Source organism: Chromobacterium sp. FG89 (genome assembly GCF_057808735.1).
On sequence record NZ_JBMDIQ010000035.1, the window covers coordinates 19,135 to 30,621 of the forward strand.

Annotated in this window: 16 protein-coding genes; 1 reads left to right on the forward strand and 15 read right to left on the reverse strand. The window is 47.1% G+C overall.

Annotation, left to right across the window (positions count from 1 at the left end):
- Positions 1 to 156 precede the first annotated feature (156 nt).
- Entirely contained in the window at positions 157 to 480 is a 324-nt protein-coding gene (locus tag ACODRW_RS22965; RefSeq protein ID WP_488906762.1) for a DUF1484 family protein, read from the forward strand.
- 298 nt (positions 481 to 778) lie between these two features.
- Here the strand turns inward: ACODRW_RS22965 and ACODRW_RS22970 are convergent, their stop codons facing one another.
- The 15 genes from ACODRW_RS22970 to ACODRW_RS23040 form a co-directional block, all read right to left on the reverse strand.
- Positions 779 to 1,084 carry a hypothetical protein gene (locus tag ACODRW_RS22970; protein WP_486636475.1) on the reverse strand — a complete coding sequence of 102 codons (306 nt, stop codon included), beginning with the start codon at positions 1,082 to 1,084 and terminating at the stop codon, positions 779 to 781.
- 156 nt (positions 1,085 to 1,240) lie between these two features.
- Complete coding sequence (locus tag ACODRW_RS22975; RefSeq protein WP_488906763.1) at positions 1,241 to 1,933, reverse strand: hypothetical protein; 693 nt, start codon at positions 1,931 to 1,933, stop codon at positions 1,241 to 1,243.
- Between the two features lie 43 nt (positions 1,934 to 1,976).
- Positions 1,977 to 2,489: a hypothetical protein gene (locus ACODRW_RS22980; protein ID WP_488906764.1), complete on the reverse strand. Its 513-nt coding sequence runs from the start codon at positions 2,487 to 2,489 to the stop codon at positions 1,977 to 1,979.
- A 207-nt stretch (positions 2,490 to 2,696) separates the two neighbouring features.
- Positions 2,697 to 2,912, reverse strand: coding sequence for an RHS domain-containing protein (locus ACODRW_RS22985; RefSeq protein WP_486637339.1), 216 nt, complete (start codon positions 2,910 to 2,912; stop codon positions 2,697 to 2,699).
- 134 nt (positions 2,913 to 3,046) lie between these two features.
- The gene (locus ACODRW_RS22990; RefSeq protein WP_488906765.1) at positions 3,047 to 3,472 is read right to left on the reverse strand and encodes an SMI1/KNR4 family protein; all 426 of its coding nucleotides are present in this window, start codon (positions 3,470 to 3,472) and stop codon (positions 3,047 to 3,049) included.
- A 131-nt stretch (positions 3,473 to 3,603) separates the two neighbouring features.
- Positions 3,604 to 3,726 (reverse strand): hypothetical protein, encoded by a 123-nt coding sequence (locus tag ACODRW_RS22995; RefSeq protein ID WP_486636479.1) that lies wholly within the window; start codon positions 3,724 to 3,726, stop codon positions 3,604 to 3,606.
- 280 nt (positions 3,727 to 4,006) lie between these two features.
- On the reverse strand, positions 4,007 to 4,540 hold the full coding sequence (locus tag ACODRW_RS23000) for an SMI1/KNR4 family protein (protein ID WP_488906766.1): 534 nt from the start codon (positions 4,538 to 4,540) through the stop codon (positions 4,007 to 4,009).
- Positions 4,541 to 4,590: 50 nt separating this feature from the next.
- Entirely contained in the window at positions 4,591 to 5,118 is a 528-nt protein-coding gene (locus ACODRW_RS23005) for a hypothetical protein (protein WP_488906767.1), read from the reverse strand.
- 139 nt (positions 5,119 to 5,257) lie between these two features.
- Positions 5,258 to 5,512, reverse strand: a complete 255-nt coding sequence (locus tag ACODRW_RS23010) for an RHS domain-containing protein (RefSeq protein WP_488906768.1) — start codon at positions 5,510 to 5,512, stop codon at positions 5,258 to 5,260.
- A gap of 264 nt (positions 5,513 to 5,776) precedes the next feature.
- Entirely contained in the window at positions 5,777 to 6,214 is a 438-nt protein-coding gene (locus tag ACODRW_RS23015; RefSeq protein WP_488906769.1) for a hypothetical protein, read from the reverse strand.
- 9 nt (positions 6,215 to 6,223) lie between these two features.
- Complete coding sequence (locus ACODRW_RS23020; RefSeq protein ID WP_488906774.1) at positions 6,224 to 8,350, reverse strand: RHS repeat-associated core domain-containing protein; 2,127 nt, start codon at positions 8,348 to 8,350, stop codon at positions 6,224 to 6,226.
- Positions 8,351 to 8,487: 137 nt separating this feature from the next.
- Complete coding sequence (locus ACODRW_RS23025; RefSeq protein WP_488906770.1) at positions 8,488 to 9,102, reverse strand: hypothetical protein; 615 nt, start codon at positions 9,100 to 9,102, stop codon at positions 8,488 to 8,490.
- 2 nt (positions 9,103 to 9,104) lie between these two features.
- Positions 9,105 to 9,809 (reverse strand): AHH domain-containing protein, encoded by a 705-nt coding sequence (locus ACODRW_RS23030; protein ID WP_488906771.1) that lies wholly within the window; start codon positions 9,807 to 9,809, stop codon positions 9,105 to 9,107.
- On the reverse strand, positions 9,802 to 11,028 hold the full coding sequence (locus ACODRW_RS23035; protein ID WP_488906772.1) for a hypothetical protein: 1,227 nt from the start codon (positions 11,026 to 11,028) through the stop codon (positions 9,802 to 9,804). Before ACODRW_RS23035 ends, ACODRW_RS23030 begins: the two co-directional genes overlap by 8 nt.
- A 1-nt stretch (position 11,029) precedes the next feature.
- A partial coding sequence (locus ACODRW_RS23040; RefSeq protein ID WP_488906773.1) for a DUF2345 domain-containing protein occupies positions 11,030 to 11,487 on the reverse strand: 458 nt, incomplete at its 5' end.

An 11,487-nucleotide genomic window follows, 5' to 3' on the forward strand; every position in this document is an offset into this window, starting at 1 on the left:
CGAACACACCATAGATGCGTCTACTCTCAGGCGGGTCATGGTGGGAGCGTGCTTGCACGCGCCGGATCCTTCTTGCCGGTAACGCTAATCCTGCCATGTCCCCGCCGCCTCCGCTTAGCGTCGGAGGGCGGGCATAAAGCTCAAGAAGGAGTTGCCATGACTAGCGCCACTCAAACCCTCCACAGCCCATCGCTGTCAACTTTGCTGTCCCTGCTGAAAAGCTTGCGTCGGCAAAATCCCTCACTACACCCGATTGACCCGCTGTTGCCGCAGCTTGACGAATACGACGAGCGCTTCCATCACAGCGCCCAACTGATCTGCCTGGAACTCGGCCAGGTCAGCCATGCCTTGAGCGCGCTTGTTACCATGCTGGACCAACCCAACTTGGACACACTGAAGTGCGAGCAGCTGTATTGCCTGCTGGAGCCCTTCGCCCGCCGCTTGCAGCAGACCACGATGCAAATGCAGGAACTGGCTTAATCCTTCCAAATGCTCAAAGCCCCGGATGGGGCTTTGGGCTTATTACGGCTTGGGTTTGGTTCGGTTTTTGTGCATCAGGCGGCCGCAGGACGAGTCTGCCTTTTGCGCCAGCGGATTGATGTCGCCGCTACGATTCTCTGTGCCTGACTCCAGGCCTCGTAGTCCATTTCTAGCTTCGCGTCCTTGCGCGTCGGGCAATGCCCGTGGAGGGCTAGGTGGTTGAGACGGAGGTGGAGCAAATTATTTTGAATAGAAATTCATCTAGATTGATATTGATGCTGTTTGTAGATGCTTTTGTTCAAACCGTGATCTCTCTTGCCAAGTCGGAGAGAAGTAAAGCTGTTTTGTATATGGCCTCTGACATCGCTGCTTGTTTCTTCTCATTCTTATGCCAGTCCGCGCTTGTTATCAGGCTGGCTTGCATGTCAATAAGAACATTTACAATCGCCATCGGCAAATATTTTTTGCCTTTATAGTTTGTAATTAACTGGTTTGTGCTGCTAATGGCTTGGTTGATTTCTATGTCTGTGATGCCAGTATTTGATCTGGCATTTAATATTAAGGTGGTGATGTGATCAATCCAAACCTCATCTATGTTGGCCATGGACTTTCCTCGATGCTAGCATACATAAAACATCTGTTCGCGCGTATGGGGTGTTCGGTGCTAGGTAGCACTCAAGCATAGAAATGCGTTGATGTAATTTTTCAAATCGAAATCTATTTAAATGACTGTTGGCCTATTTTGTCGGTGCATTAAATTTTAAATGTGCTTGTTTTTCCATGTGATGATGTCAGGGGCGCCATCCCTTTCCTTGGTTGTAATGCTTTCTACTTGATTATCATCAGTGTAGTGTAAGTCATAACGGATAGGGTTTTGATGTCTGGATCCCTGCACGTAAATATGCTCGACTAAATTTTTTTCATTAAAGGAGAATGCCTTAAAACCGTAGTCGCCCCGTGTTGATATGCCTACGCTTACTTCTAGATCGCTGGATAGTTTTTTAATGGCTGTCAGAGAAACAAGCTCGGGCTTTTTGCCTGGCTTGTCAGTGAAGTCATAATGATGCGCTCGGCGAATAATGATTTCAGAATTTTTGTATGATATGAGGTTTGCGGTTAACCTTGCAAAGTCAGGGTCTTCTTTCTCAGAATCTATTGTTAACACAAGCCTGTCATCGATGAAGCCCGCGCTTTCAACGCCATTTTTTCTAGCTTCTAATGGCGATGTGAACTTCTTCTGTAGCGGTTTTCCCGGGTTTTCTTCTAAGAGCTCGTTGAAGAAACGTTCTGGAGTATAGAGTATGCCGCGGGAGTACTTCCATTCTGTGATATTGCTTACTAAGTGAACGGTAGCGTTAAGTGCATCTGTGTCATTTTTTAATGAGGCTAGTTCCCTGGTTAGATTTTGCCTCGTACTGATGGCGTGCTCAATGCCTGGAAAAGTGTTCTTCATGTCTACGGAGAAAAGACTTTTGGTGGTGACATTAATTAATGGCCTAAAGGTAAATTATTTTTCCTGTTGGTCGAATAAAGTCGTCTTCACGACTCTTTGAGTACCCGCAAGGGATTTTCCCAAATTTGTATATGTCAAGTAGACGACTGAAAAGCATTTTCTTTATGCCAACACGTTTTGTGAAGTATCCCTCAATGATGATGTGTACGATGTCATATCCGATATCGTCATTGAGATTTTTTAATCCATGTGTGTCTTCGAATGGCTTCAGTTTTGGTTCTGTTTTTTCGTTAAAATATTGACGAGCTTCTTTAGCGACTGTATTCCATTCCTGATACTGATTTTGGAATTTTTTGTTGAGCATTGTGCTTAGTTGTGCTGCGGCTTCTGCTCTAATGTCCTCCCACTCTTCTGAGTGAATCGATTTTTCAAAAATGGCAACTCCTTTGCACAGGGTCGCATCGATGTTGATATCTGTTTCTTCAGTGTCGAAATTCTCAAAAAAAGATATCGTATCAAGTGTTTGAAATAGGGTATGAAGTATTTCTTTTTTCATTCTGAACACTTTCTATAGCTTGTTCTTTCCGCTAAAGTTCCTTTTGTACTGTAGATTCTCTGCAATGTTAAACCAAATTGGCCAATCCATTCTATTAGGTTTGGGGCATGGTTGTGGATATTTATATCCCCTGGCAACTCAATTGAAATAAAGCGCCTGATCTCTGGATGTTGTCGTGCAGCTCAGAACTCCTTGCTCTGATGCCGATCAGGGATTGCCAGTGTCGGCCGTGTTGGCTGCGTCGGCAATGATTTCGCGCGCATGACTCTCTGCCTGATCGTCCATTTCCAACGACAGCGCACCTTGCTTGTCGGTCAGAGCTTGCGGGGTGCCTAGGTGGCAGGTTTGGTAGTAGTACGCTGCTGTTGGTCCAGTCGGGTCCGGAGTGGGCTTGCGAAGCGGGTTAGGCGGTACTGGCCCCAGTTGGGCACTTTGACGCCACGCACGGCTTCGGTGTGGACTTGGGCCAGCGGCACGAAGCTGTCCGGTTCAAACTGAGAGTGCATCACCTGTAGGTTTTTATTGTGCTGGATTGTTTGCAAAAGCAAATCTAACCATCAAGAGAAGTACCAGCTTATAAAGCTATTGAAGTCTTTCCATTTCGCAGAAAGAGCGCCTTGCTTTAATAGATAGATGTCCTCGAAATTTACATCCAAAACGGCTTCATTATTTTTGTCATAAAGATACATGCCTTCACTTTCATCTGTTGTCAAGGCGAGATAGTTATCTGGTATCTCGTGTACGTCTTTGATGTATTCAGTTTGATCTGGTATTGCTGGGATTGCTACGTCGTCAATGTCGAGTAGCTCTGGTTCGTCTTTGGGGCTGATAAATACCCCCTGGTATTTTAGATAAAACTCTCCAAGCTGAGAGTCTTCACTTACACCAAGGTTTTTTAACGCGGTAGCCGCAGATGCAGGGTTGGTGCGAAAAACATTAACTTTTCTAGAGGCTAAAAATTTTTCTACAGAACTTGGGATCATGGTGCTTCCTTGCTTTAAGTTTTGCAGCCTTTTTTGAATCTATTCGATCCTTCCTGTATCGCTTCTTGCTGATGCTGTAAGCGGCGGCAGATGTCGTTCTTATTAGGGGTGTGGGTGATGATTTATCGCGTCTAGCCCCAGGCAAGGTAGTCTATTTCCAGCACCAGCGCGCTTTGCTCGTTGGTCAGAGCCTGAGGAGTGTCCAGATGGTAGGTGTGGTAGTAGTACGCTGCCGCCGGTTCGCTGGGTTCCAATGCTTGCTTGGGGGCCAGGTCTGAGTCGTAGAGGTTAGCCCCAGCTCGGCATGTTGACGCTGCGCACGGCTTGTGGGGCTGGTGCAGAGGCTAGGTACGAACAGGATATGGCCGCCTGCTCGTACCTAGTTTTAAAGTCCAGTACGTTGCTCCAGTAGATAATTATCTGTTTGGTAAAGTGTTGGTGGCACTTCGGGTTAAACAGAGCTATTTTGCTTTGATCAAAATTTAAAACTTATTGTGGGTAATGTGTTTTTTTGATTAATTTTGGGTTTGTAGGCTACTGAAACATACGGTCCAAATCAGTAAAGTTTGTCGCAATCTTTGTCATGTTGCCAAAAAAAGGCTCTTCCGAGCAGTCTGCTTCATTGTTGTGATCCCAATAATATATTTCCCCTTTGTTATCATCGGTGCAGCTTAAAAGAAGCAAACTACCACTTGAGTCATGTGCAATGGGAATGTATCCAAGAGGAATGCGGTCTTCATACATCGTTATTGCATAATCAAGGGTGCAAGAAGCTAATGGGGTAGAATGCGCATAAAAGTACTGTATGGAGATGCTTTTTGTTTTTGTTTTTATGGAGCTCGGCTCTGGCTTGCCTCCATTGTGTTTTGACAAAAACTCTAAATAATCTTGGGCTGGTGAAATGTCAAGTTTTCCAAAAAAATCTATCAAAGTGGTCGTCGATGGCCTTTCTTTAAAGCTATAAGCTTGGAGCATCTGCTGCTTTTTTCGTTTGTCGAGCTTTGCTCCATGTTTGATCAGAAAATCCAGCTCCTCTGAACTAATTCCAAGGGGTAGATATTGTGTCATTTTATCTCCTGTATTTGGTGTTGAGTGTCAGATGGATCGTATGGTTGCATTTACTTCATTAAAGAAAATTCTTGAAATTTAATATTTAACTTATGGGTTTGGCAGATTGTTTTGAATGATTCTGTTGTGAAAAAAATATGTGGGTTGTTGATGTCTCTTATGATGAGGTCGTCTTGAGTGATTTTGGCATCTTTTTGGATTTGAATTTTATAATCGTCAACGCGCTCAAAAACTGCTTTCCTGTTTAGTATTATTCCAGCATGGGCATCAATTGTATGTGCACCTATTTTTATTCTGCAAGGGTGTATTTCCATTTGGGGGCTTATGACTTCGCCAATACTGTTAATGGCATGGTCTGAAAAAATTGGAAATGCCATTGTGGGCTCAAAGTAGTCGTAATTCTTTATGGTTTCTGGGGTGAAAAAAGACTGGGCCGTAACATTTAATGGGTGGCCATTTTTAAAATTATTACTTTCTATTCCAAGCATAAAATGATCTAAAATGACTCCGTTGGGGTCTTTCAGGTCTAGCAGAGCGTTTTCGCATTTCCCTGTGGTATACACACTATATATTTTCATCGCTTTGCTTTCGTGTTTTGACCTTTGGGGGATGGAAGGTGATGCGCAAGTTAGTTTTCCTGAATTTAGATCCACTCTTAATTTTAATTGTTCCCCAGATGCTTACTGTGTGGCCTTGACTGTGCCACACTTTAGTCTGTTACGGCCAACCCTGTTGGCCCCTTGAAATAACCCGTCCAATCTCCGGGTCATAGTTGCGGTGATGGTTGTAGTGCCGCCAGGATTTTTGGTACTGGCCTTGGAAAGGGGAGCGGATGCCGGTCTTTCTGGCGGCGTCGGTGATGATTTCCCCCGCTTGCCCCCAGGCCTGGTAGTCCATTTCCAGCGCCAGCGCGCCTTGTTCGCCGGTCAGCGCCTGCGGGGTGCCCTGGTGGTCTGTGTGGTAGGAGTACACCGCCGTCGGTTCGCTGGGTTCCGACGCGGGTTTGCACGGTTGGTCTAGGTCGGAGTCGTAGGGATGGCGCTGGCTTCAATGTGGCACTTTGATGTCTGTGCATAGCCCAGTGTGAACCAGGCTATTAGGCTTTTATCCCTGCTACTAACAAGCTTTTCGATTGAAATTTAAAATCATGTTGATCAATATTTACGTGTGGCAAGAAACTTTCAAAGTTATTGGCGGGAAACTCGTTGGTGGGCTAAATTTATATTTCACAATTGCTTATTCTGCATCAAATCCGAGCAACGAAAATGATATTTCTGAAATGAGTGGTGTTTTATAAGCAGTAAAGTTTTTGCAAATAATGGATAGCTGATGGTCGTGACTGTTCACAATGTAATGATGGTAGTCTTCTTTTGCTAAATCCTCATGCGACCATTCTTTGATGGATTTTATGTGTTCTGAGACCCAGTCAGAGTCGATGGCTTCGTATATGGATGACCTATATTCAAAATCATCAGGGAGGTAGGGCTTGGTTTTGCTATGTACTTGTGTTGCAATAACGTCGGTAAATTTGACGCATCCTGAGTGGTGTAGCTCTGGTTCAGCATCATCATCCCAGCATTGAAAAATAGCGTACGCTATATTCTTTTGGTGTGCAGTAATGATGTGGAATTGAGGGTTTTGCCAAAATGGAAGTTCTATTTCAATGATTTTCATGATTTTGCTTTAATGCCTGGGGCTCTTGGGGGTGCCTTGGTTGGGCAGTCCGTTTAGTTTTAGTCTTCTATTTAAGTCTTTAACCTTGTCTAAGCAACTGCTTTCATCAATTGCGTTTATCTTATTTGCCTTGGTTTCTTTTGCAATCAATAAGCGGCTATTGCCATCTCTTGCGACCCACTGTCCTTTGACATTTATAACACTGATCGGTGGAAAGTTTGCTACTTGACCGGGGCCATTTCTAATGGCGCTCTGCATCGGAACTTTCCCTTGAGGGGTATCAAATCCTGGATTGACACTAATTTGCGCAAAATTAACCTCTTTAGGTGAGAGTGATATAATTTTTGGAGCACATGGGTCATCGCATTTTTCACAAGCACTAGCAGTTGGTTTTTTGCTGGCACTGGTTTTCTTTTTGGCAAGCCCCAGTGGGTCTACCCATTCAAGAGGGTTCGGTGCGTAACTGTGAGTATTTATTCCACCCATCAACCCAATCGGATCCCTCGAAATAAACCGCCCAATCTCCGGATCATAGTAGCGATAACGGTTGTAGTGCAGCCCGGACTCTTCATCCTGGTACTGACCTTGGAAGCGGAAGGGATTGCGGATGCCGGCCTTGTTGGCGGCGTCGGCGATGATTTCGCGCGCTTGCCCCCAGGCCTGGTAGTCCATTTCCAGTGCCAGCGCGCCTTGTTCGTCGGTCAGCGCCTGCGGGGTGCCCAGGTGGTCGGTATGGTAGTAGTACACCGCCGTTGGTTCGCTGGGTTCCGGCGCCGGCTTGCGCAGCGGGTCCTGGTCCGAGTCGTAGGGATGGTGCTGGCTCCAGCGCGGCACTTTGACGCCGCGCACGGCCTCGGTGTGGACCTGGGCCAGCGGCACGAAGCTGTCCGGCTCAAACAGGTAGTGCACCGCTTGTTCGTCCCGGGTTTCAAAGGCCAGCACGTCGCCGTCCCAGCCGTAAAGCGTGGTCTGGCCGGCCTGGGTTTTGGCGATGCGGCGGCCCAGCGGGTCGTAGTGGTAGTCGGTGTTCTGGCCGTCCGGCGCGGTCAGGCGGGACAGACGGTTGTGGCTGTCCCACTCCAGTTTGGTGAGCGCGCCGTTGACGCGTTTTTCCACCAGATTGCCGCGACTGTCGTAGCGGTAATGGCGGCCGGCGTACTGGCTGAGCAGGTTGCCCAGTAGGCTGTTGTCCTGGTGGCCGTCGGCGGCCGGGGCGTTGTCCAGCAGGTTCCCGGCCGGGTCGAAGCGGAAGCTTTCCACGCCCTTGGGAGTGGCGGCTTCCAGCAGGCGGCCCACCGGGTCGTAGCGGTAGTTGAGCTGGCCGGCGCGGCTGTCCGCGATGCCGGTGAGCTGGCCGGCGACGTCGTACTGGTATTGGCGGTTCCACTGGGTGGAGCCCATCAGCCGCTGACTGGCCAGGCGGCCGGCCTTGTCGTAGCTCTGGTGCTGTTGCAGCGCATTGCCCAGCACGCGCTGGGTTTCGCGGTGCAGCTTGTCGCGCTCCAGGTTGACGATGTCGCGCTGGCCGAACAGTAGGCCGTGCACGTGGCCGCTGCCGTAGCTGAGGATGTCCACGCGGCGGCCGTCCGGGCGCACGCTGGCGACGCGGTTGCCCAACGGGTCATGCTCATGCTGCCAGCGGTAGGTTTCCTTGACGCCGGCTACGCTGTAGCCGTGGTGTTCTTCTAGGACATTGCCCACCGGGTCGTAAATCCAGCGCAGGCTGGCGTAGCGGTTCTTGGCCTGGTACAGCCGGCCGGCGGGGTCGTAGCCGAAGCTTTCCAGGCTGCCCGGCGCGCTGCGCTCGATCAGGCGGCCGGCGCCGTCGTAACGGTAGAGGGTGGCGACATCGCCTTCCTGTTGTTTTTCCAGCTGGCCGGCGGCGTTGTAGTGATAGCGGGTGGGGCTGCCGTCAAAACCGGTTTCCGAAATCAACTGGTCGCCGGCGTCGTATTCGAACAGATACTGGCGGTGGTTTTCATTGCGCAGCGCGGTCAGACGGCCCAGCTTGTCGTATTTGTAGGCCAGGCTGTGGCCGTTGGCGTCGGTGCGGGTTTGCAGCTGGCCGGCTTTGTCGTAGTTGTAATGGAAGGGACTGCGAGGTAGTTGGTTTGAATAACATGTAGCAATAGGGATTTGCTATTCGTTAAAAACATGTCTCCAATAATATTGGATGTATGGATTATTTGCGTTGAACAGTTTGTTTTGTTAAAGAGCTGGTAGTTAGCTTGTGACGCAGTTAAAAGGCGCAAGACTGCGCCTTGCCATGGGATTTATGGGAAGAAAGTTGTACCAAACTCCTTCACAGGAACCAGTTCCGCTCCTGGTTTTTTGAACAGGCCTGCAATACTTTTGTGTACAAGAAGCCAGCCTTCAGTGGTCGCCCCCATTTTGAAAAGTTTGCGTTCTGAAATTGGTATTAAGTCAAGCACTGCTTTTTTGAGGTGATAGCTAATGACTTCATAACGAATATCGCCAAAGCCAGTTAAAGGGTCTGGGGCGTAAAGGGACTTATCTCGATCCCAGCAATCTAATTTTTTTGTGAATGTTAAAAACCAATAGTTTTCATGCCAGACATCATTGTGGTCAATGTAAATGGCTGGTTGTAAAACTAAATTAGGTATTTCAATAGAAGATAGCTTTTCATATATTTCATTTTCAACTGCAATATCCGATCCGTGAAATATAATTTCCGGAGGCTTCTTGCTGAATAGATGCTTGTTTTTGCTAGTGGCAGCACCATTGTGGAACTTTAATGGCCGTCCACCTAGTGGCAGTGCCTCTGAGGTGTATGCAAGAGTTGCTGTGTCAGCATCTGCGGCAAGAATAGGACGACTTTCTGTGCTTTTATAACTTATGAAGTAATATTCGGAGTCGTAATTGTTCATGGTTACATGCCCGTTTTTAGGTTGTACCTTGGTATTGGTTTGGTGAGAGTTATATTTTCTTTTTCTTGAGAGTTGCTCTGGGTTTGTTGGTGATTTCTATGAACGGCACAAGATTTGGCATCTTTAAATCGTCCAACATTATCTACCCCTTTGCAGCCAACTCCTCCTGGTTGGAAAAAGTCAGCAATATTGGTAAGTCTGGCTTTGGCTGGTGCATTCTGAATCAGAAATAGCATATTCTTGCTAATTCCCTCCATGTCTTTTTTCAAGATGGAGCGTGCGGCAGGATTTTTACCTGGGCAATTTTCATGCATGTATTTTTTTAACTCCAGCACACGCATTGCAATGGCATCATGGTATGTGACTGGATGTGAATCATCATCATCTCTTTCTAATGCACTAGTACCCCCAAGGGGGGCTTTATGGTCACCCCTATGAGGTTGGACGCTCAAGTGGCAGGCTCCTTGTAGAGTGCTTGGGATATAAGTTAAATTAGATAGATCGTTGATGTCGTAGCCAAATTTTACTAATAAGTCGCCAATTTTACTTCGACTAATTCCCTCTGCAGATACTATGTGATGGGCCTGCATTTTTATACCAAAATGGCGAGGGTGATTTGGCATTTTATTTTTTTCGGTTTCTTTTGCCATCAAGTCTCTATATTTGGTTCCTTTTTTTATATTTCCTGTCATATTTGTATTAGGCATAATTAATTGTTCCTAATCTTCCACGAGGTGTTTGATGTGATGCGCTTTGGCAGCATGCGCACTTTCCATTTCTTTTTATGGTTTTCCGCTCTGCTTCGATAGTAGTCTTTGTCGAGCCTTTTACTTTAATGCCACGTGATCTGGCTTCAACTAGCTTGTCACCAAGTGAACGTAGTCGTCCTGCGATATCACAAAAATCTTCAATAAATCGTATTACAGCATCGAAGGCTTTTTTGGCATTCTCAAGTTTTTTTATGACGCTTGCCACTTTGGCGCTGCTTGCGGCAACTCGTGCAACAAGGGATGCGACTCTAACTGCCAAGCCCGCTCCGAGTGTAAAGATTGCCATAATAATAGTCAGAATTAACTCGGCCAGAAAATACGCAGCTCCCTTTCCCGCTAGATATGCATAAAAATTCGGTGGTATTGCTTCGAAGCATAAAGTGGCATAGGTTAGGTAGGAAAGGATGCTGTCATGGTCTTGTAGTAATTCTATGACCATATGGAAATTGCCACTATCTTTGATGGACTTTGCTAAGTCAGGATCAATATCCATTAATGTAGTGTCAATAAAGCGCTGAATAGGTTTGGGGTCGCCTTCGGCAATTAGATTTGGTAGGTTTAATATTTCATTTCTGTGTTGATATATTTTTTTGGTTTTATCCGTAATATCTTTTGCAGTTTTTGCATAGGATGCGGCTTGTGCCTTTAGTACCTCTGCTTGCGTTGTAATATTTTTTTTCTCTTTGTCTAATTCGGATTCCCACCATGCCCAGTTAAATAGAGTCTCGCTTGGATTGTCAATGTGCTTAACCGTTCGATTAACGCTATTGAATATGTCGTTCTTTACACCTACTGCATAAACACTGGTGGTGTCATAAGCATTTCCTGCGGCATCTTTAACTTTCCCCCCTAAAGATATCCATGTATCGGCTTGGAAAAGCTCAGCAAAATCTTCTCCCCAGCCACTTACCCCTGCTTTTGCTCCTGCTAACGCCGCATCAGCTAGAGAACCTATCGGATTTGTGTCCCATTCTTTTTGGAATGGCTTCATGGTATCTGTGAGGTTGAGATAAGCAGCATCTAAGCCTTGAATAATTATTTGACGTTCATCGTGTATTTCTTTTTCAGTAATTTGTGGCTTGGCCGTTAGCTCCGCCGCACCATCGTTATGTACATAGACGTGCTTAGGGTTGTTTGTGTTTTTGCTATCAGCCATGTTATGCCTTTCGCCCATCTATTTTTAGAGTTTTACTGATCGTCGTTCCGGCAACATCAAGCTTCATATTTCTAAGTGGCCAAGTCGTTTTCCATTCGTCATCGTAATGTGACGTGATTTTGACCCATGAACTGTCTTTATTTGGCAGAGCGGGAAGAGGTATTTGCATGCTGGCCGGGCCGGTGAGCGCGTGGCTGGCGCCCTTGACGCTGACTTCGCCCGGGCAGTGCACTTCGATATTGCCGCCCTTGAGCCGGATATAGCCGCCGCCGCTGGTCAGCAGGATTTCCTGGCCGGCGGCGATTTCCACCTTGCCCTTGCAGGCGGTGACGGTCACATCCTTGTCCGCGGTCACCTCGATGCTGTCGCTCTGCGCTTGCATCTGCACCTTGCCCTTGGCGGCGATCAGCTTCAGCGCGATCTGATCCTTGACCCCGGCGACGAACAGGCTGATGTGCT